Below are 18493 nucleotides of genomic sequence, written 5' to 3'. Positions count from 1 at the left end.
GTAACCATCGCTGGGCCGTAACGCCACGCGAGGGTCCCGATGACCAAACTTACCCGCTTCGCCGTCGCACCGCTGCATTCAATGACCCGGCGTCTGGCCGATGTCGCCTCCGCGCGCGTCACACCGCATCTCGTGGTCACGGGGGCCCGGGTGCTTTCGACCTATTCGGAGCGTATTCATCCCGGTCGGGAGGTCTGGATCACCGGTGGCCGCGTCGCAGCGGTGAAACCGGCCGGGACGGCGAAGAAGATCTGGGGCGGGGTGCCGCTTTACGACGCCGCCGGCGGCATCATCGCGCCGGGGCTGGTCGATCCGCACATCCACATCGAATCCTCCATGGTGACGGCCTGCGCCTATGCCGAGGCCGCGCTCCTCAACGGCACCACCACGATCTTCTGCGACAGCCACGAGATCGGCAACGTCATGGATGTCGCCGGTGTCGAGGCGATGCTGGAGGACGCGCGCGAGGCGCCGCTCTCGATCTTTTTGACGGTGCCGAGCACGGTGCCGGCCACGTCGGCGGAACTGGAGACCGCGGGCGGCGACCTCACGCCGGACAAGATCGCCGGCCTGTTCGACCGCTGGCCCGAAGCGGTCGCGCTCGGCGAGAAGATGGATTTCGTGCCTGTCACGATGGGCGACGAGCGCAGTCATGCCATCCTTGCCGCTGCCTTGAAGCGGGGACGGCCGGTGTCAGGCCATGTCTATGGCCGTGAATTCGTCGCGGCCTATGCGGCGTCCGGCGTCACCGACACCCATGAGGCGATCGATCGCGACATCGCCGACGATCTGCTCGACGCCGGCGTCTGGGTGTTCCTGCGCGGCGGTCCGCCGACCACGCCCTGGCATTCGCTGCCGCAGGCGATCCGCACTATCACCGAGCTCGGCGCGTCGCACAAACGTACGGCCGTGTGTACCGACGACCGTGATGCTGATGATCTTCTGCTGTTCGGTCTCGACTGGGTGGTGCGCGAGGCCGTAAAGGCCGGCATGTCGCCCGAACAGGCCTGGTCGATGGGCTCGCTGCATGGCGCCACACGGTTCGGCATGGAAGGCGACATCGGCGGGCTCGGCGGTGGCCGCCGCGCCGATCTCGTCCTGATGGACGATCAGCTCAGACCGCAATGCACCTGGTATGGCGGCGAGCTGGTGGTCGAGCATGGCAAGATCACAGAGCTGCTCGATCAGGCGCTGTCGCAACGCTATCAATATCCGAAGGCGGCCTATGCGACGGTGAAGCTCCCGGAGAAGGTCAAGCTGACGCCGGAATTGCCGGCGAAGGCGTGTACCGTCAACGCTATCAAGACCGCGTTGCCGGGCATTACGCTGATCCATGAGAAGGTCGCGATCGAGCCGGCCAAGGACTGGCCGTCGCTGTTTGAGCGCTACGGCCTGTGCTTCGTCACGGTGGTCGAGCGCCATGGCAAGTCGGCCGGCAATGTCGCTTACGGCCTGCTGAAGGATTTCGGCCTGAAGCGCGGCGCGGTCGCCTCTAGCGTCGGGCACGACAGCCACAACATCATCGTCGCCGGCACCAACGAGGGCGACATGCAGGCGGCGATATCAGCCATCAAGGCGGAGCAGGGCGGCGTCTGCGTCGTCGCCGACGGCAAGGTGAGGGCGCTGGTCCCGCTGCCGATTGCAGGCCTGCTCTCCGACAAACGGGTCACCGAGGTCGCCGAAGCGGTCAAGGTACTGAAGAAGGAATGGGCGGAGGCCGGCTGCACCATCCCCTACATGGGCTTCAATTTGATTCCGCTATCGGTCATTCCGGAAATTCGCATCACCGACAAGGGCCTCGTGCTGGTGCCGCAGATGGAGCTGGCGCCACTGTTCGAGTGAGCGGCTTTCACGCCTATGTCGATCTAACCGCTTGAGACCGCCGCGGTTTTTCCGCGGCTGCCGCATCGTGGAAAATAATATCGATCTCGTTGAGATCGCATCTTGCACGCCTGATGATCACGCTCGCTGACGCAACTCAAGCGAGGTCCGATATGGCGAAGATGCGAGCCGTCGATGCTGCCGTGCGAATTCTGGAGAAGGAAGGCATCTCGACTGCCTTCGGCGTTCCCGGTGCCGCGATCAATCCGCTGTACTCGGCGCTGAAGAAGCGCGGGTCGATCCGCCACATTCTCGCGCGCCATGTCGAGGGCGCCTCGCACATGGCCGAGGGCTATACGCGGGCGAAGGCCGGCAATATCGGCGTCTGCATCGGCACGTCGGGGCCGGCCGGCACCGACATGATCACCGGGCTCTATTCGGCGATCGCCGATTCCATTCCGATCCTCTGCATCACCGGGCAGGCGCCGCGCGCACGGCTCTACAAGGAGGACTTCCAGGCCGTCGACATCGAGTCGATCGCCAAGCCCGTGACCAAATGGGCCGTGACCGTGCGCGAGCCGGCGCTGGTGCCGCGTGTGTTTAGCCAGGCCTTTCACCTCATGCGCTCCGGCCGGCCGGGTCCGGTGCTGATCGACATGCCGCTCGACGTGCAGCTCGCCGAGATCGAGTTCGACGACGAGACCTATGAGCCGCTGTCGGTCTACAAGCCCACCGCGACGCGCAAGCAGGTCGAGAAGGCGCTGGAGATGCTCAACGCCGCCGAGCGGCCGTTGATCGTCGCGGGCGGCGGTATCATCAACGCCGACGCCTCGGACCTGCTGGTGGAATTCGCCGAGATCGCCAACGTGCCGGTCGTGCCGACGCTGATGGCGTGGGGTGCGATCCCCGACGACCACGTGTTGATGGCCGGCATGGTCGGCCTTCAGACCAGCCACCGCTATGGCAATGCGACGATGCTGGAATCCGACTTCGTGCTCGGCATCGGCAACCGCTGGGCCAACCGTCACACCGGCTCGGTCGAGACCTACACCAAGGGTCGCACCTTCGTGCATGTCGACATCGAGCCGACCCAGATCGGGCGCGTGTTCAATCCCGACCTCGGCATCGTCTCGGACGCCAAGGCCGCGCTCGAGCTGTTCGTCACCGTCGCCAGGGAGTGGCGCCGGTCAGGCAGGTTGCGCGAGCGCCAGGCGTGGCCCGCGGCCTGCCGCGATCGCAAGAAGACGATGCTGCGCAAGAGCCATTTCGACAATGTCCCGATCAAGCCGCAGCGCGTCTATGAGGAGATGAACAAGGCCTTCGGCCGCGACACCACCTATGTCACCGTGATCGGCTTGTCGCAGATCGCCGGCGCGCAGTTCTTGGGCGTCTACAAGCCGCGCAACTGGATCAATGCCGGGCAAGCCGGCCCGCTCGGCTGGACGCTGCCTGCCGCGCTCGGAGTGCGTGCGGCATGCCCGGATCGCGAGATCGTCGCGCTCTCAGGCGATTACGACTTCCAGTTCCTGATCGAGGAGCTCGCGGTCGGCGCGCAGTTCAATCTGCCCTACATCCACGTCGTCGTGAACAATTCCTATCTCGGCCTGATCCGCCAGGCCCAGCGCGGCTTGGACATGGATTACCACGTCCAGCTCTCCTTCGAGAACGTCAACGCACCGGAGCTTGGTGGCTACGGCGTCGACCATGTGGCGGTCGCCGAAGGCCTGGGCTGCAAGGCGATCCGCGTCACCGATCCCAAGGATACGCAGGCGGCGTTTGCGACCGCGCGTGAGTTGATGGCGAAGCACCGCGTGCCCGTCGTGGTCGAGTTCATTCTCGAGCGCGTCACCAACATCGCGATGGGCACGGAGATCGACAACATCGTCGAATTCGAGGAGGTGCTGGACCTGCCGCTGGACGAGGTCGAGACCAAGCGGCCCGGCGTGCTGCAGCCGGCGGAATAGGGGAGAGCATCATGCCGAAATTTGCCGCCAACCTCACCATGCTCTTCAACGAGATGCCGTTTCCCGATCGCTTCGCCGCGGCGAAGGCGGCGGGCTTTGCCGGGGTCGAATATCTCTTGCCCTACGATTTCGACAAGGCGCTGCTGCGCGAACAGCTCAAGGCTCACGGGCTGACGCAGGTGCTGCACAACCTTCCGGCGGGCAACTGGGCTGCGGGCGAGCGTGGCATCGCGATTCTGCCCGATCGCGTCAGTGAATTTCGCGACGGCGTGTTTCGTGCCATCGACTACGCCAAGGCGCTCGACTGCGAGCAGCTCAATTGCCTCGTCGGCATCGCGCCTGCCGATGCCGACCCGCGCGAGCTCAACGAAACGCTGGTTGGCAACCTTCGCTTTGCCGCCTCGACGCTGGCGCGCGAGAACATCAAGCTCCTGGTCGAGCCGATCAACACGCTCGACATTCCCGGCTTCTACCTCAACGGCACCGAGCAGGCGGTTCAGCTGATCTCGGAGGTGCGGTCGAACAATCTGTTCATCCAGTACGACATCTACCACATGCAGATCATGGAGGGCGATCTCGCCCGGACCATGCAGGAATATCTCCCCCAGATCGCCCATATCCAGCTCGCCGACAATCCCGGTCGCCACGAGCCCGGCACCGGCGAGATCAACTACCCCTTCCTGTTCCGCCACCTCGACGCGATCGGCTATCGCGGCTGGATCGGCTGTGAATACAAGCCGCGCACCACGACGCTGGAAGGCCTGTCCTGGCATGCCGCGCAGACATTCGAGACCTGAGGAAACGTAGACATGATCGATATCGGCTTCATCGGACTTGGCACCATGGGACGGCCGATGGCCGGCCACCTTCTGGCCGCAGGCCATCGCGTACTGCTCCACGACGTTGCGCCCGTGTCGCCCGAGCTGATCGCGGCGGGAGGCATCGCCTGCAAGTCAGCCAAGGAGGTCGCGGAGGAGGCGGATGCGGTCATCATCATGGTGCCTGACACCCCGCATGTGGAGGCGGTGCTGTTCGGTAAGGACGGCGTCGCGAGCGGCATCTCCAAGGGCAAGATCGTCGTCGACATGAGCTCGATCTCGCCGCTGGCGACCAAGGAGTTCGCCAGGAAGATCGAGGCGCTCGGCGCGGACTATCTCGATGCGCCGGTATCGGGCGGGGAGGTCGGCGCCAAGGCCGCGACCCTCACCATCATGGTCGGCGGCCCGGAGCGGGCCTTTGGCACCATGAAGCCGATCTTCGACAAGATGGGCAAGAACGTCACGCATGTCGGCGCCAATGGCGATGGCCAGACGACGAAGGTGGCCAACCAGATCATCGTCGCGCTGACGATCGAGGCGGTGAGCGAAGCGCTGCTGTTCGCATCCAAGGCGGGGGCCAATCCCGCTCTCGTACGCAAGGCGCTGATGGGCGGGTTTGCGTCGTCACGGATTCTCGAAGTGCATGGCGAGCGCATGGTGAAGCGCAATTTCGAGCCGGGTTTCCGCATCGAGCTGCACCAGAAGGACCTCAACCTCGCGCTCGAAGGTGCGCGCGCGCTCGGCCTGTCGCTGCCGAGCACTGCGGTGGCGCAGCAATTGTTCTCGTCCTGCGCCGCGCATGGCGGCAAGGCCTGGGATCATTCCGCGATGGTGCGCGCACTGGAACTGATGGCGGGGCACGAGATCGCCGCAGCGTAAGCGTTACGCAGTAACACTCTCCAGATTTGGCCTGTCTTTCATCGTGCGGGAACCGGAACAATGGTCCGACCCCGCGGTTGAAGGCGCAGAACAATCACTGGAGAGTGTGGACATGAAGACCCGTCTTGCGATTTCGCTGGCTGCCGTGTCGCTGCTGGCAACGAGTGCAGCCTTTGCCCAGTCGACGACCGAACAGGGCGCCAGGGACGGCGCGCGTGCGGGTGGCGACATCGGCGGACCGATCGGCGCGATGGTCGGCGGCACCGTCGGTGCGGCCGTCGGCGCCGGCCTCGAAATTCCGAATGCCGTGCTCGGCGGAATCCCGCGCGACGATTCCGTCGTGATCCACGAGCGCGTCGTCGTCGGCGAGCCGCTGCCCCCGACGGTGGTGCTGCGCCCCGTGCCGAACTACACCGAGTATCGCTACGCGGTCGTGAACGATCGCCGCGTCATCGTCGAACCGCGCACGCGCCGCGTCGTCAAGATCATCGACTGATCGATCAGATCGTGAAGGCTTTGAACAGCCGGGCCCTGCGGAGCGTCACTCCGCGGGGCCCTAGTTCGTCAGGGCCGAACTGGCGCGGAAGCGCGCCATGATCCAATCGGTGACGGCGGCGAGCGCCAAGCCGATGCAGGCGGTGCCGGCATCGACCAAAAAATCTTCCAGCCGTGCATGCCGTCCCGGTGCCCAGAACTGCATCAGCTCGAGCACGCCGATCAGGACCACCGCGACGGCGGCGACGGCCCAGCGGCGATTCCGGTAGGCGAGGCCGAAGGCCAGTCCCACCAGGATGAAGGCGAGGGCGTGCTCGCCGTCCTGGCCGAGATCGGAATGGGGCCGCAGGCCGGGCGGGCCGAGGGTTGCGAAAGTGACGGCGGCCGCGAGCAGCCAGGCAAAAAAGCGAATAAAAATAGGCATCCGGTGCCGATAGCACGGATTTGCAACGGCCTGTTACGGAGCAGGGATCAGATCGCCGTGTAGTTAATGACGAAACGTTAAAGTGGCTCGCGTACGCCGAGGCCGTGCATGAAGCGTTCCCGGATCTGAACGGGATCCCTGCGGGTGGTGCCGACGCCCGGCTTGTCGTCGATGCGGACCGCGATCAGGCTCGGCTCGGAGGCGGACATGGCCTCGTCGACCAGCCGCTCGAAATCCTCCTCGTCCGCGGCCCAGACGCTGTTGGCAAGTCCCGAGCCTGTGGCTATGGCGACGATGTCGGCGACGCCAGCGGCCGGTGTCGGCTGCGCACCGGTGATCTGGTAGATGCCGTTGTCCATCACGACCATGATGAGGTTCTTCGGCTTCAACGCCGCAATCGTCGCGAGCGCGCCGAGCTGCATCAGCAGCGAGCCGTCGCCTTCGAGCGCGAAGACGCGGCGATCGGGCTGGGCCAGCGCCACGCCGAGCGCGATCGGGAAGGCGAGGCCCATGCTGCCGAGCATGTAGAAATTCTGCGGGCGGTGGCCGGCGGCCCAGAGATCGAAATTGGTGTTGCCGATGCCGCCGATCACGGCTTCCTCGTGCTTGAGCTTGGCGATCAGGCGCGAGGTGACGTCGAAACGGTTCATCACCTTGGTGTTGCGATTGTCCATGGCCGGCCTCACTTGTCGAAAACCTTGCCGCCGGTGAGCAGCGGGTTGAGGATCAGCGCCACCGGCGCCTGCGTGGTGACGGCCTGCTTGATCGAGCGGTCGGCGATGAATTCGAGCTCGTCGAGCCGGGTGATGGTGTGGTGCTCCAGCGCGAGTGAATCCAGCACCGGGCGCATGGTTCGGCAGACCAGCGATTGCCCGTAATTGAACTCGCCAAGCGTACCGCGCTCGGAGACGAACATGATCAGCGGGATCTGATAGGGCACCGCGAGCGAGGCCAGCACGTTGGCGAGCGTGGCGAAGCCGGAGGTCTGCATCAGCACCGCGCCGCGACGTCCGCCCATCCAGGCGCCGGAGACGATGCCGACGGCCTCCTCCTCGCGGGCGGTGGCAAAGGTGGTGAAGAAGGGGTCGGCGTGCAGGTTCTTGATCAGCGGCGTCAGCACGCGGTCGGGCACGTAAGGGATCAGGCTGATCTCGTTCCGCTTCAGGGTCTGCAGGACGATGCCGTGCCAGCTCCTGTCGCTGGCGCCTTGTGCCGCCTGGGGCGAGGTCTGCTGTTCCGCAAGCGCCATTGCGTTCTCCCTTGAGCCGCGCATGCTTCTTGGTTCTGGTCGTCGCGGCGGTCTGCCGAACTTGACGCAGGCAGCGGGATTGTCAACATGTCCGGGCCCGCACCGTGATCTGCGCCAGACGGCCTGCCGTAGCCGGCGCCGCCATGTCATAAGCGGCGATAATGCAAAAACGGGAGGAACGCATGGACGGAGCGCGGGGTGCGCTGGCCTTGCGGGTCTCCTTGAGAGAGCCGGAAGGGTCCTGATGTCCGTCAATAGCAAGCGCGTCTTCTACGTCAAATACCTGGCCAATCCGATCTATATCGACATCCTGAAGGCGCGGTCCGACGTCCGGCTCGACCGCATCGAGAACGAGAGCCCCGAAGATTTCTATGCCCCGATCCTGAACGCGGCGCATGTTTACCAGATCGGCGCCGCCCGCGACGAACTTGCCCCGCATTTCCATGTCGATGCCGCCTTCCTGAAGCGCACGCAGAATCTGTTGCTGGTCTCCAGCAATGGCGCGGGCTTCGATCCCGTCGACGTCGAGGCCTGCACTGATGCGGGCGTGCTGGTCGTCAACCAGTCCGGTGGCAACGCCCATTCGGTCGCCGAGCATGCGCTGGCGATGATGCTGACGCTGTCCAAGCGCATCATCCAGTCCGACCGCCGCCTGCGCCGCGAGCGCGACGTCAACCGCAACGAGCTCGTCGGCAACGAGGTCGAGCACAAGACCGTGGGCATCATCGGCCTCGGCAATGTCGGCCGCCGCATTGCCGCGCTGTGCAAGGGCCTGCTCGGCATGACGGTGCTGGCCTATGACCCGTATTTGTCGGCCGAGGTGATGGCCGAGCGGGGCGGGGAGAAGGTCGAGCTCGACGAGCTGCTGCGCCGCGCCGATTTCGTCTCGATCTCCTGTCCGCTCGACAAGAAAAGCCGCAACATGATCAGCACGCGCGAATTCGCGCTGATGCAGCCGCACGCTTATTTCATCACCACGGCGCGCGGCTTCATCCACGACGAGGATGCGCTGCTCCAGGCGCTCCGCGACAAGCGCATTGCCGGTGCTGGCCTCGACGTCTGGTCGAAGGAGCCGCCGCCGCCCGAGCATCCGCTGCTCCAGTTCGACAACGTGCTGGCGAGCCCGCACACCGCGGGCGTCACGATCGAGGCGCGCCAGAACATGGGCCGCATCGCCGCCGAGCAGGTGCTGGAGACGCTCGACGGCAAACGCCCGCCGCGCATCATCAATCCCGAGGTCTGGCCGCGCTACGCCGAGCGCTTCAAGCAGGCGTTCGGCGTGACGCCGGGGTAGCGGCGCGCGAAGTGTGATCGTGCTCCGTCCGTTGGTTACGCGGATGAAAACAGAAAGCGGCGGATTTTACCGATGGCGTGAATGAAGGCGTATGACTTGTCCTGTAGATCAGGGGCATGAGCATACTTTCGATTGCGACATCCGGACTTTCTGCAGCGAGCCTGCGTGTGAACGTGGCCGCGAGCAACATTGCCAACATCAGCACGACCGGCCCGCTGCCCGCGTCAGGCGGATCGAGCACACAGGCCGGTGCGGGCATTGCCCCGACGTTTCCAGCGGCCTATGTGCCGCTGCGCGTCGATCAGGTCTCGCAATCGAGCGGCTCGACGCCGGGCGGTACAGTCGCGACCGTGTCGACGGTTTCGCCGAGCTATACCGCGCAATCCGACCCGAGCGCTCCCTTCGCAAACCAGGACGGCCTGGTCGCAGCGCCGAATGTCGATCTGGTCAGCGAGTTCGCTGAGCTGGCGACCGCAAAGTACAGCTTCATTGCCAATGCGAAGGTCATCCAAGCCTACGCCGAGACAGAACAGACCCTCCTCGATATCAAGACGTGATCGCTGACGGATTGTATCGACGCCCTGCATTGGCGGCGGGAACCGTCACTGATCTTGATCCGCGTCAAAATCTCCTTTCCCGGTTCAGGCTAAATTGGATTAGAGTGCCGCCGGGGCAGGCTGGCGCAGGCAGGAGGTCCCATGTCAACTTATGTCGTCAGGTTCATGAAGGACGTGCTCGGCCAGTACGGCCGGCAGATCGAGGTTTGCCAGGGCACGCTCGAAATTGACGCCACCGACGAAGACGAAGCCAGGGAGCGGGCGAAGGCGAGGTTTTGCAAGGACCAGGCGTTGCATCACTGGTCGCTGCATGCCGACCGGATCCAGGTCAAACCGGCTGACTTTCCCTCGTAAGGTTTAACGGCCTGGTGCCGTTAGCGCCGGCGGAGCGGTGACGCCCGCGCCGAGCGATCGCTGCACCATGACCGTGTCCGACCAGCGGCCGTGGCGATAGGCGACGCCGCAGAGCAGGCCGGCGCGCGCGAAGCCGAATTTTTCGTGCAGCGCCAGCGAGGGCGCGTTGTCGGCATCGATATAGCCGATCATCTGGCGGAAGCCGGCCGCCGCACACGCATCGATCATTCCCTGGAGCAGCAGCCGTCCAACGCCGCGGCCGAGATGCTCGTGATGGACGTAGATCGAATGCTTGGCCGTGTAGCGATAGGCCGGCCGCTTGCGGAACAGCACGGCATAGGCATAGCCCACCACCTCGCCGCGATAGGTCGCGACCAGATGCGGCAGACGGGTCTGCTTCAGGTTCTTGCGGCGGTCGCGCAGATCGTCCGGTTCGGGCGCGCCGGTTCCCTCGACGTCGCGGGGCACCCCATTGCGGACGTGATGGCGGTAGATCGCCAGCATCGCCTCGACATCGCTCTCCCGTGAGGGGCGGACCAGAACCGGTTCGTCATCTGTACGCGCGATCGCTGTTTCGTTCATCGGCACCTACTCGGCAACGACGTAAGTATAGAGGCCGATGCGGCCTTGCGCATCGATCTCCTCGTAGACGCCCTGGATTTCCACATCGAAGCCCGGGAAGGTGTTGAAGCAGGTCTCGAACATTTTGAGATAATCCACCATGGGCTTGGCCCGCTCCGTCAGCCGCTCGCCGGGGACGATGGTGGCGATGCCGGGTGGGTAGACCACGAAGGGCGTGGTGGCGATGCGGCCCGCGATCGCCTCGATCGGCAAATAGTCGACGTCGTTCTTGAACAGATAGCGCGCGGCATCGCGGGGCGACATCGCAATCTCGGGCATGTGCTCGGGCATGAACTGCCGGGCCTGGAGGGCGCTGACGTCGGCGGCGCGGAAGAAGCGGTGCATCTCGCCGCAGAGATCGCGCAGCCGCACGCCGGCATAGCGCGCCTGACGCCGCTGGTAGAATTCAGGGATGACGTCGGCCAGCAACGCGTTGTCGTCATGCAACCTTTTGAATGCGACAAGACCGGAGATCAGCGTGCCGGCCTTGCTCGCCTCGACGCCGGGAGTGAGCAGGAAGAGCAGGGAGTTGAGGTCGTTCTTCTCAGGGACGATGCGGTTTTCACGCAAGTACTGCGCGACCACAGGCGCGGGGATGCCGTGTTCGGCATAGGCGCCGGTGGTGCGATCGAAGCCGGGCGTCAGCAGCGTCAGCTTGTTCGGGTCGGTCATGGCAAAGCCTTCCGCGAGATCGGGAAAGCCGTGCCAGTTGGTATCTGGCGAGAGCTGCCACAGCGCCGGATTGGTGGCGAGCTCATCGGTGGAGAGGGTCTCCCAGGCGACGTTGTGCGCGGTGCCGGGGCGGCTGACGTCGGGAATGGCGACGCGATCGGGAACGAAGGGCTCGAAGAACCAGCGGCGATCCGGATTCTGCTCCTTCTCCTCGAACTCCCGGCGCATGGCGCGGATCTTCTTGCGCAGCTCGATGCCGAGCCGGATCGTGTCGTCCCAGAGGACCTCGCCCGAGCGGCCCTTCATCATCTGCGCGCCGACGTCGAGGGAGGCGAACAGCGGGTAGAACGGCGAGGTCGAGGCGTGCTGCATGAAGCTCTCGTTGAAGCGGCGGTGTTCGACGCGCCGCTTCTGGCCGCGGATATGGCGGTCCTTGATGTGGATCTGGGAGGCCTGTGAGAAGCTCGCGAGCTGCTTGTGGGTGGACTGCGTCGCGATAATGCCGGGTGCTTCGGGGGGAAGGTTCGCCAGCCCCATGGCGAAGCGGCCGGCATAGAGCGGGTGGAATTTCATGAAGCCGGCCCAGGCCTCGTCGAACAGGATGTATTCGCAGAGATGGCCGATGCGCTTCAGGATCATCTCGGCGCTGTGGATCGAGCCGTCATAGGTGCACTGCTCGACGACGGCGACGCGGAACGGCCGCTCCTTGCGCCAGGCGTCCTTGTCCGTCACCAGCGGATGGTTCCGGATCGCCTCGCGCAGGGCCTTTTCGTCGAGCATGTCCCAGCGCATCGGGCCGATCAGGCCCCAGGCATTGCGGATGGTCGGCACGTAGATCGGGATGCCGCCATTGATCATCAGCGCGCCGTGATGGGCGGCCTTGTGGTTGTTGCGGTCGAACAGCACGAGGTCGCCGTCGGTGACGAGGGCGCCGAGCGCGACCTTGTTCGAGGTCGAGGTGCCGTTGAGCACGAAATAGGTCTTTTCCGCACCAAAAATCTGGGCGGCTTCCTTCTGCGCCCTCAGCGCGGGACCCTCATGGGTGAGGAGGTCGCCGAGGTCGAGCACGGAATTGTCGAGGTCGTCGCGGAACACGGATTCGCCGAGATGCTCGACGAAGACCCGGCCGATCGGACTGCGGTTGTAGAACACGCCGCCATTGTGACCCGGACAGGTCCAGAGCTGGTTGCCTTCCTCGGCATAATCGACCAGCGCGCCGAAGAACGGCGTCTTCAGCGTCTCGGCATATTGCTTGAGCCGGCTGATCAAATTCTTGGCGATGAAGGTCGGCGTCTCCTCGGAGAGGAAGACATAGCCGTCGATGAAGTCGAGCACCTCGACCGGCAAATCCTCGAAGCGCTTGCGCCGGATCAGGAGGATGATCGGGAAGTCGAGGCCGCGGCGCCGCATCAGGTTGATCAGCGCCGAGGTCTTCCCCTCGAGGCCCTTCTTGCCCCAGTCCACCACCATGCAGCCGATCGCGGCGTCGGTCTGCACCGCGATCTCCGCGTCCTCCAACCTGCGGGCCCTCACGACCTCGAAGCCGGAACGCTGGATCTCCTCGATAATCTGGTTGAAGCGGATGCCTTCCAGATCGTCGGCGTCGAATACAGGTGCGGCGAACAGGAAGTTGAAGCGCTTGAAATAATCCATGGTGTGTCCCGAATGTACAGAGACTGGCAGGTCTCTGCACTTTCAATGACAGTTCTATGACAGTCGCCCGATCCAGCGGGATCGTGTGACGGGCGATCAGTCCAGCAGCTTGTCCAGCGTGATCGGGAAGCGCCGGATGCGCTTACCGGTTGCATGATAGACCGCGTTCGCGATTGCCGCAGCCACGCCGACGATGCCGATCTCGCCAAGGCCCTTGACGCCCAGCCTGTTGATCCGGTCGTCGGGTTCGTCGACGAATATGACGTCGATGTCGTGAACGTCGGCATTCACGGGAATGTGGTACTCGGCGATGTTCGCGTTCATGATCCTGCCGAAGCGGTGATCCATCACCGTCTCCTCGTGCAGCGCCATTCCGATGCCCCAGACCACGCCGCCCATGATCTGGCTGCGACCGGTCTTGGTATTGAGGATCCGTCCGGCTGCGACCGCGCTCACGACGCGCGTGACGCGGATGACGCCCAGGTCTTCGTCGATCTTGACCTCGGCGAAGACCGCCGAATGGGTGTTGCGCGCGTGCGACTTGTCCTCGGCGAAATGATTGAGCTTCTGCTTCTCGATCCGCTCGAGCTTGCCGTGACGCATCGCATCGGCGATCGAGACGGCACGAGCCTTGTCGCCGGCCTTGGCGATCGTGCCGTCGACCAGGATCACATCGGGCGCATCGACGCCGCCGAGGGGCGAGGCGGGCATCGCCTTGGCGAGCCGTGCGAGTTCCTGGCGGATGTCTTCGGCCGCACCCAGCACGGCGTGCGCGCTCGACGCCGCCATCCAGGAGCCGCCTTCGACGGGGGCCTGCGGCAAGGTCGAATCGGCAAGCTTCACGTCGATATTCTCGATCGGCAGCCCGAGTGCGTCGGCGGCCACCTGTGCCACGATGGTGTAGGTGCCGGTTCCGATATCGGAGGCGGCGCAGGATACCTCGGCATGGCCGTTCGACGTCAGCACGATGCGGACGGCGACCGGCATCTGAAGCGCCTCCCACACCCCCGTCGCCATGCCCCAGCCGACCAGCTCCTTGCCTTCGCGCATGGAGCGCGGCGCAGGATTGCGCCGGGTCCAGCCGAACGCTTCCGCGCCGCGGGCGTAGCATTCGCGCAGCTGCTTGCTGGTGTAGGGCACGTTTTCACTCTGATCGCGGTCCGAATAGCACTTCAGCCGCAGCTCGATCGGGTCGAGCTTAAGCGCGACGGCCAGCTCGTCCATGGCGCATTCGAGCGCGCAGACGCCGGACGCGGCGCCGGGTGCGCGCATGTCGCAGGGCGTGGAGAGATCGAGATCGACGAGCTTGTGGGAGAAGAGGCTGTTCGGGCTCTTGTACAGCTGTTCCGCCCAGCCGGTGTCATTGCGCGAAAAATCCTCGTAGCGCGAAGTCACGGCAGTGGCCTCGTGCGTGACGGCATCGAGCGTGCCATCGGGCCTTGCGCCGAGCGCGACACGCTCGATGGTCATCGGCCGGTAGCCGAGCCCGTACATCTGCTGCCGTGTCAGCACGACACGAACGGATCGCTTGAGTTCGAGCGCCGCAAGCACCGCCAGCACCACTTGGTATTGCGGCCGCAATCCGGAGCCGAAGGCGCCGCCGACATAGGGCGAGATCACGCGGAGGTCATCGGGTTTCTTTTTGAACACACTGCATAGATATTTGTGGACGTTCTGGACACCTTGCGTCTTGTCATAGACGGTAAGCCTGCCGCTGCCATCTCGGACCACCGTGGTCGCATAGAGCTCCATCGGGTTGTGGTGCTCGGTCGGCACGACGTAATCCGCCTGGTGCCGCACAGCGGCCCCATCCAGCGCCGCGGCAGCGTTGCCGCGCGGCTTGTGCGGCCGATCCACTTTGCCGGCTTTGCCATGTTCGGATTCGAGATCGGTTGCAAATGCCTCCCGGTCGTATTCAACGCGCACGCGGGTCGCAGCGAATTTAGCGGTTTCCCAGTCATCCGCCACGACGAGCGCGATGGGCTGGCCGTTGAACCAGATACTGTCGTCATAGAGCGGGCGGAAGGGCGAGCCCTTCTCCGGCGCCACCTCGTCCTTCCAGGCATCGTCATTGTCGGCGAGGGGCGGACGATGCGCATGCGTGAGCACGTCGACCACGCCCTTCACTTGCAGCGCGTCGCTGGCGTCGAGGCGAGCGATACGTCCGCGCGGAATCGTGGCCTCGACGACGAAGCCATGGAGGAGGCCGTCCGCCGGAAATTCGCCGGCATATTTGGCGGCTCCGGTGACCTTGGCGCGGCCATCGACGCGGGACGTTGGCGTTCCGACATAGGTGTTCATCGGTCCCTCACGCGATTTTCTTGTGAGCCTGTGATTGTGGCGTGGCGCTCGCGGCCTGTATCAGCGTACGCACGATGGCGCGGCGTGCGAGCTCGATCTTGAAGCGGTTATGTGCGCGGGCCGTTGCCCCGTGCAGCAGCAGATCGGCCGCGCGCGAGAAGTGGTCCGGCGTCGCTGCCCGGCCGCGCAACGCCGCCTCGGCCTCAAGGCTGCGCCAGGGCTTGTGAGCCACGCCGCCGAGCGCCAGGCGGGCTTCGCTGATCGCGTTGCCATCCAGTTCGAGCGCGGCCGCGACCGAGACCAAAGCAAAAGCATAGGACAGCCGGTCGCGGATTTTCAGATAGCTGTAGTTGCGGGCGAAGCTGTGCGGAGGAAGTTCGACGGCCGCGATGATCTCGCCGGTGCCGAGATTTGTATCGATATGGGGTTTGTCCTCCGGGAGCCGGTGGAAATCGGTCAATGCGATCGTGCGCTGGCCGGAGGGACCTGCGATGTGCACGAGCGCACCGAGCGCGACAAGTGCGACGCTCATGTCAGACGGATTGGTCGCGATGCAGGACGCGCTCGTGCCGAGGATCGCGTGGTTGCGGTCGAGGCCGTCGATTGCCGAGCAACCGCTGCCGGGTTCTCGCTTGTTGCAAGGCGTCGCCGTGTCATAAAAGTAGGCACAGCGCGTGCGCTGCATCAGGTTGCCGCCAACGGAGGCCATGTTGCGCAATTGCGCGGAAGCGCCGGCGAGGATGGCGGCGGCGAGCAGGGGATAACGCTGCTCGACAAGCGGATGGTAGGCGAGGTCTGAATTCGGCACCAAGGCGCCGATGCGCAGCCCTCCGTCGGCCGTCTCCTTGATGTCGCGGAGCGGCAGGCGGGAGATGTCGATCAGCCGGGAGGGCCGCTCGACATTTTGCTTCATCAGGTCGATCAGATTGGTGCCGCCGGCAATCAGCTTGGCGCCGGGATCGGCGGTCAGCAGGCGGATCGCATCGGCGATGTCGGTGGCGCGGGAATACTGGAAGTTGTTCATGGCCGGCCCATTGCCTGCTGGATCGCGGCGACGATGTTCGGATAGGCGCCGCAACGGCAGAGATTTCCGCTCATCAGCTCTCTGATCTCGTCGGCATCCCGGGCGCGGCCTTCGGCCAGAAGGCCCGCCGCCGAGCAAATCTGTCCCGGCGTGCAATAGCCGCACTGAAAGGCGTCGTGGTCGATGAACGCCTGTTGGACGGGATGAAGCGTTCCGTCCTTGGCAAGCCCTTCGATCGTCGTGATCTCGGCGCCGTCCTTCATGACGGCGAGCGTCAGGCAGGAATTGATGCGCCGTCCGTCGATCAGCACGGTGCAGGCGCCGCACTGGCCGTGATCGCAGCCTTTCTTGGTGCCGGTCAGAGCAAGATGGTCACGCAAGGCGTCCAGGAGCGTGGTCCAAGGCATCAGGTCGAGCGCGCGCCGGACGCCATTGACCACGAGATTGATCGGAATGCGGTCGGGAATTTGATTTGCGGCGTCGGCCATGTCGTTTCCCCTGCGACGGAGGCCGAGCCGAGACATCAAGCCGTGTTGACGCGAGGGCGCATCGTCTCTGCTGGCCAGTAGCGCCAACGGGCAAACGGTCGCTTGGTTCCTTGCGGCGAATTGTCTCTTCGGCGAAGGCGGTCAGCGCTTGGCTTCGCCGAACACCACCGTCGGCACCGCGCGGTTGACGATCTCGCGCAATGCAAAACTCGATTGGACCCGCGCCACGCGCGGCAGGCGCGACAGCTCGGTACGATGGATGCGCTCGAAATCCTGGATGTCGCGGGCGCGCACAATCAGGATGTAGTCGTCGGTGCCGGACATCAGGAAGCAGCGCACGACGGACGGGCATTTCACCACCTCGGCCTCGAACGCCTTCAGCGCCTCGTCGCTCTGGCTCTCCAGCGCAATGCGGACCAGCACCGTCGTGGTGAGGCCGAATTGCGCGAGATCGAGCGCGGCCTGGTAGGCCTGGATGTAGCCGTCGTCCTCCAGCGCCTTCTGCCGCCGCGCCAGCGCCGTGCTTGATAGCCCGACCTTCGTGGCGAGCTCGGTGTGGCTGGCCCGCGCATTGGTGGTGAGTTCCGCGAGGATGGCGAGATCTTTCCGGTCGAGGGCCAAGGTTTCGTTTCCAGCGTGAAAGGGCGTTTGTACGCCGGAAACCGGCGCGGGGAAGTCAAAGCTAGCGGATATTTGCACGAAACCAAACTGGCCCGATCGCTACGATGACGGGGTGAACCAGGACGTTGGAAGGAGCCCAAAATGCGCGTCGGTGTGCCCAAGGAGATCAAGGTGCAGGAATATCGCGTCGGGCTCACCCCGGGCGCGGTCCGCGAATATGTCGCGGCCGGGCACCAGGTGACGGTCGAGACCGGCGCCGGCAGTGGCATCGGCGCGTCCGACGAGGTGTACCAGCGGGCAGGGGCCGCGATCGCGGAGAGCGCCCGCGACATCTTCGCCAACTCCGACATGATCGTGAAGGTGAAGGAGCCGCAGAAAAGCGAGTGGGCCCAGCTTCGCGAGAGCCAGATCCTCTTTACTTACCTCCATCTTGCGCCGGATCCCGAACAAGCCAAGGGCCTGCTCGCCTCGGGTTGCACTGCGGTCGCCTATGAGACCGTCACCGACGCGGCCGGTCACCTCCCCCTGCTCGCGCCGATGAGCGAAGTCGCCGGCCGCCTCGCCGTCGAAGCCGCCGGCGCCGCGCTCAAGCGATCGGCCGGCGGCCGCGGGGTGCTGCTCGGCGGTGTGCCCGGCGTGCAGCCGGCGCGCGTCGTCGTGCTCGGCGGCGGCGTGGTGGGAACGCAGGCCGCGCGCATGGCGGCGGGCCTCGGTGCGGAAGTCACTGTAATCGACCGCTCGATTCCCCGTCTGCGCGAGCTGGACGATGTGTTTCTCGGGCGGGTGCGCACCCGCTTCTCGACCATCGAAGCGGTCGAGGACGAGGTGTTCGCCGCCGACGTCGTGATCGGGGCGGTGCTGGTGCCGGGCGCCAGCGCACCAAAGCTCGTCACGCGCGCGATGCTCAAGTCGATGCGGCAGGGCGCCGTGCTGGTCGACGTCGCGATCGACCAGGGCGGCTGCTTCGAGACATCGCATCCGACCACGCACGCCGATCCGACCTATCAGGTCGACGGCATCGTGCATTATTGCGTCGCTAATATGCCGGGCGCGGTGCCGGTGACGTCGAGCCAGGGGCTGAACAACGCAACGCTGCCGTTCGGCCTGATGCTCGCCAACAAGGGCTTTGCTGCAGTCCTGGAAAATCCGCATTTGCGCACCGGACTGAACGTGCATCGTGGCCGCATAACCAACAAGGCGGTTGCCGAGAGCCTCGGGCTGGAATTTGCTCCGGTCGAGAGCGGCCTCGCCGCGTAAC

Annotated in this window: 18 protein-coding genes; 9 read left to right on the top strand and 9 right to left on the bottom strand. The window is 64.9% G+C overall.

Going from position 1 to position 18493, the window contains the following annotated elements; genetic code table 11:
• Window positions 1–39: 39 nt before the first annotated feature.
• The 5 genes from QJT78_RS01290 (at window position 40) to QJT78_RS01270 (ending at window position 5978) form a co-directional block, all read left to right on the top strand.
• A complete protein-coding gene (locus tag QJT78_RS01290) occupies window positions 40–1842 on the top strand; it encodes an adenine deaminase C-terminal domain-containing protein (protein ID WP_038941927.1) in 1803 nt (600 codons plus the stop codon).
• 152 nt (window positions 1843–1994) lie between these two features.
• Window positions 1995–3785, top strand: coding sequence for a glyoxylate carboligase (gcl, locus tag QJT78_RS01285; RefSeq protein ID WP_028150274.1), 1791 nt, complete (start codon window positions 1995–1997; stop codon window positions 3783–3785).
• A gap of 11 nt (window positions 3786–3796) precedes the next feature.
• On the top strand, window positions 3797–4582 hold the full coding sequence (gene hyi, locus QJT78_RS01280; RefSeq protein ID WP_028150275.1) for a hydroxypyruvate isomerase: 786 nt from the start codon (window positions 3797–3799) through the stop codon (window positions 4580–4582).
• 12 nt (window positions 4583–4594) lie between these two features.
• Window positions 4595–5482 (top strand): 2-hydroxy-3-oxopropionate reductase, encoded by an 888-nt coding sequence (locus QJT78_RS01275; protein WP_028150276.1) that lies wholly within the window; start codon window positions 4595–4597, stop codon window positions 5480–5482.
• 112 nt (window positions 5483–5594) lie between these two features.
• Entirely contained in the window at window positions 5595–5978 is a 384-nt protein-coding gene (locus QJT78_RS01270) for a DUF1236 domain-containing protein (protein WP_028150277.1), read from the top strand.
• Window positions 5979–6038: 60 nt separating this feature from the next.
• Here QJT78_RS01270 and QJT78_RS01265 read toward each other — a convergent pair whose 3' ends face one another.
• The 3 genes from QJT78_RS01265 to QJT78_RS01255 form a co-directional block, all read right to left on the bottom strand.
• Window positions 6039–6401 carry a VanZ family protein gene (locus QJT78_RS01265; protein ID WP_028150278.1) on the bottom strand — a complete coding sequence of 121 codons (363 nt, stop codon included), beginning with the start codon at window positions 6399–6401 and terminating at the stop codon, window positions 6039–6041.
• Window positions 6402–6478: 77 nt separating this feature from the next.
• Window positions 6479–7075, bottom strand: a complete 597-nt coding sequence (locus QJT78_RS01260; protein WP_028150279.1) for a thiamine pyrophosphate-dependent enzyme — start codon at window positions 7073–7075, stop codon at window positions 6479–6481.
• An 8-nt stretch (window positions 7076–7083) separates the two neighbouring features.
• Window positions 7084–7650: a thiamine pyrophosphate-binding protein gene (locus QJT78_RS01255; RefSeq protein ID WP_014496644.1), complete on the bottom strand. Its 567-nt coding sequence runs from the start codon at window positions 7648–7650 to the stop codon at window positions 7084–7086.
• A 244-nt stretch (window positions 7651–7894) separates the two neighbouring features.
• Here QJT78_RS01255 and QJT78_RS01250 point away from each other — a divergent pair, with 244 nt between their 5' ends.
• From QJT78_RS01250 to QJT78_RS01240, 3 genes are all read left to right on the top strand, one after another.
• Window positions 7895–8944: a hydroxyacid dehydrogenase gene (locus QJT78_RS01250; RefSeq protein WP_028150280.1), complete on the top strand. Its 1050-nt coding sequence runs from the start codon at window positions 7895–7897 to the stop codon at window positions 8942–8944.
• A 116-nt stretch (window positions 8945–9060) separates the two neighbouring features.
• The gene (locus QJT78_RS01245) at window positions 9061–9501 is read left to right on the top strand and encodes a flagellar basal body protein (RefSeq protein WP_028150281.1); all 441 of its coding nucleotides are present in this window, start codon (window positions 9061–9063) and stop codon (window positions 9499–9501) included.
• 141 nt (window positions 9502–9642) lie between these two features.
• Window positions 9643–9855, top strand: a complete 213-nt coding sequence (locus QJT78_RS01240; protein ID WP_028150282.1) for a hypothetical protein — start codon at window positions 9643–9645, stop codon at window positions 9853–9855.
• Window positions 9856–9858: 3 nt separating this feature from the next.
• Here QJT78_RS01240 and QJT78_RS01235 read toward each other — a convergent pair whose 3' ends face one another.
• The 6 genes from QJT78_RS01235 to QJT78_RS01210 form a co-directional block, all read right to left on the bottom strand.
• The gene (locus QJT78_RS01235; protein ID WP_028150283.1) at window positions 9859–10437 is read right to left on the bottom strand and encodes a GNAT family N-acetyltransferase; all 579 of its coding nucleotides are present in this window, start codon (window positions 10435–10437) and stop codon (window positions 9859–9861) included.
• A 6-nt stretch (window positions 10438–10443) separates the two neighbouring features.
• Window positions 10444–12801 carry an Orn/Lys/Arg decarboxylase N-terminal domain-containing protein gene (locus QJT78_RS01230; RefSeq protein WP_028150284.1) on the bottom strand — a complete coding sequence of 786 codons (2358 nt, stop codon included), beginning with the start codon at window positions 12799–12801 and terminating at the stop codon, window positions 10444–10446.
• A gap of 96 nt (window positions 12802–12897) precedes the next feature.
• Window positions 12898–15102, bottom strand: coding sequence for a xanthine dehydrogenase family protein molybdopterin-binding subunit (locus QJT78_RS01225; protein ID WP_038941926.1), 2205 nt, complete (start codon window positions 15100–15102; stop codon window positions 12898–12900).
• A gap of 7 nt (window positions 15103–15109) precedes the next feature.
• The gene (locus QJT78_RS01220) at window positions 15110–16126 is read right to left on the bottom strand and encodes a xanthine dehydrogenase family protein subunit M (RefSeq protein WP_028150286.1); all 1017 of its coding nucleotides are present in this window, start codon (window positions 16124–16126) and stop codon (window positions 15110–15112) included.
• Window positions 16123–16614 (bottom strand): (2Fe-2S)-binding protein, encoded by a 492-nt coding sequence (locus QJT78_RS01215; protein WP_028150287.1) that lies wholly within the window; start codon window positions 16612–16614, stop codon window positions 16123–16125. Before QJT78_RS01215 ends, QJT78_RS01220 begins: the two co-directional genes overlap by 4 nt.
• 141 nt (window positions 16615–16755) lie before the next feature.
• Complete coding sequence (locus tag QJT78_RS01210) at window positions 16756–17235, bottom strand: Lrp/AsnC family transcriptional regulator (protein WP_038941925.1); 480 nt, start codon at window positions 17233–17235, stop codon at window positions 16756–16758.
• Between the two features lie 141 nt (window positions 17236–17376).
• Here QJT78_RS01210 and ald point away from each other — a divergent pair, with 141 nt between their 5' ends.
• On the top strand, window positions 17377–18492 hold the full coding sequence (gene ald, locus QJT78_RS01205; protein ID WP_028150289.1) for an alanine dehydrogenase: 1116 nt from the start codon (window positions 17377–17379) through the stop codon (window positions 18490–18492).
• The last annotated feature ends 1 nt before the right edge of the window (window position 18493 follow it).

The sequence above is a fragment of the Bradyrhizobium sp. Mp27 genome (assembly GCF_029953005.1).
GTDB lineage: Bacteria > Pseudomonadota > Alphaproteobacteria > Rhizobiales > Xanthobacteraceae > Bradyrhizobium > Bradyrhizobium barranii.
Note: the sequence above shows the minus strand (reverse complement) of the source record. Positions and strands in the feature narration are given on the sequence as shown.

Bases quoted from the DNA above. Each gene is read 5' to 3' on its own strand.
- QJT78_RS01270 (WP_028150277.1), top strand. From the start codon at position 5,595: ATGAAGACCCGTCTTGCGATTTCGCTGGCTGCCGTGTCGCTGCTGGCA.
- QJT78_RS01250 (WP_028150280.1), top strand. From the start codon at position 7,895: ATGTCCGTCAATAGCAAGCGCGTCTTCTACGTCAAATACCTGGCCAAT.
- QJT78_RS01290 (WP_038941927.1), top strand. From the start codon at position 40: ATGACCAAACTTACCCGCTTCGCCGTCGCACCGCTGCATTCAATGACC.
- QJT78_RS01265 (WP_028150278.1), bottom strand. From the start codon at position 6,401: ATGCCTATTTTTATTCGCTTTTTTGCCTGGCTGCTCGCGGCCGCCGTC.
- QJT78_RS01215 (WP_028150287.1), bottom strand. From the start codon at position 16,614: ATGGCCGACGCCGCAAATCAAATTCCCGACCGCATTCCGATCAATCTC.
- QJT78_RS01230 (WP_028150284.1), bottom strand. From the start codon at position 12,801: ATGGATTATTTCAAGCGCTTCAACTTCCTGTTCGCCGCACCTGTATTC.
- QJT78_RS01260 (WP_028150279.1), bottom strand. From the start codon at position 7,075: ATGGACAATCGCAACACCAAGGTGATGAACCGTTTCGACGTCACCTCG.
- gcl (WP_028150274.1), top strand. From the start codon at position 1,995: ATGGCGAAGATGCGAGCCGTCGATGCTGCCGTGCGAATTCTGGAGAAG.
- QJT78_RS01225 (WP_038941926.1), bottom strand. From the start codon at position 15,102: ATGAACACCTATGTCGGAACGCCAACGTCCCGCGTCGATGGCCGCGCC.
- QJT78_RS01245 (WP_028150281.1), top strand. From the start codon at position 9,061: ATGAGCATACTTTCGATTGCGACATCCGGACTTTCTGCAGCGAGCCTG.
- QJT78_RS01255 (WP_014496644.1), bottom strand. From the start codon at position 7,650: ATGGCGCTTGCGGAACAGCAGACCTCGCCCCAGGCGGCACAAGGCGCC.
- QJT78_RS01275 (WP_028150276.1), top strand. From the start codon at position 4,595: ATGATCGATATCGGCTTCATCGGACTTGGCACCATGGGACGGCCGATG.
- hyi (WP_028150275.1), top strand. From the start codon at position 3,797: ATGCCGAAATTTGCCGCCAACCTCACCATGCTCTTCAACGAGATGCCG.
- QJT78_RS01240 (WP_028150282.1), top strand. From the start codon at position 9,643: ATGTCAACTTATGTCGTCAGGTTCATGAAGGACGTGCTCGGCCAGTAC.
- QJT78_RS01220 (WP_028150286.1), bottom strand. From the start codon at position 16,126: ATGAACAACTTCCAGTATTCCCGCGCCACCGACATCGCCGATGCGATC.
- ald (WP_028150289.1), top strand. From the start codon at position 17,377: ATGCGCGTCGGTGTGCCCAAGGAGATCAAGGTGCAGGAATATCGCGTC.
- QJT78_RS01235 (WP_028150283.1), bottom strand. From the start codon at position 10,437: ATGAACGAAACAGCGATCGCGCGTACAGATGACGAACCGGTTCTGGTC.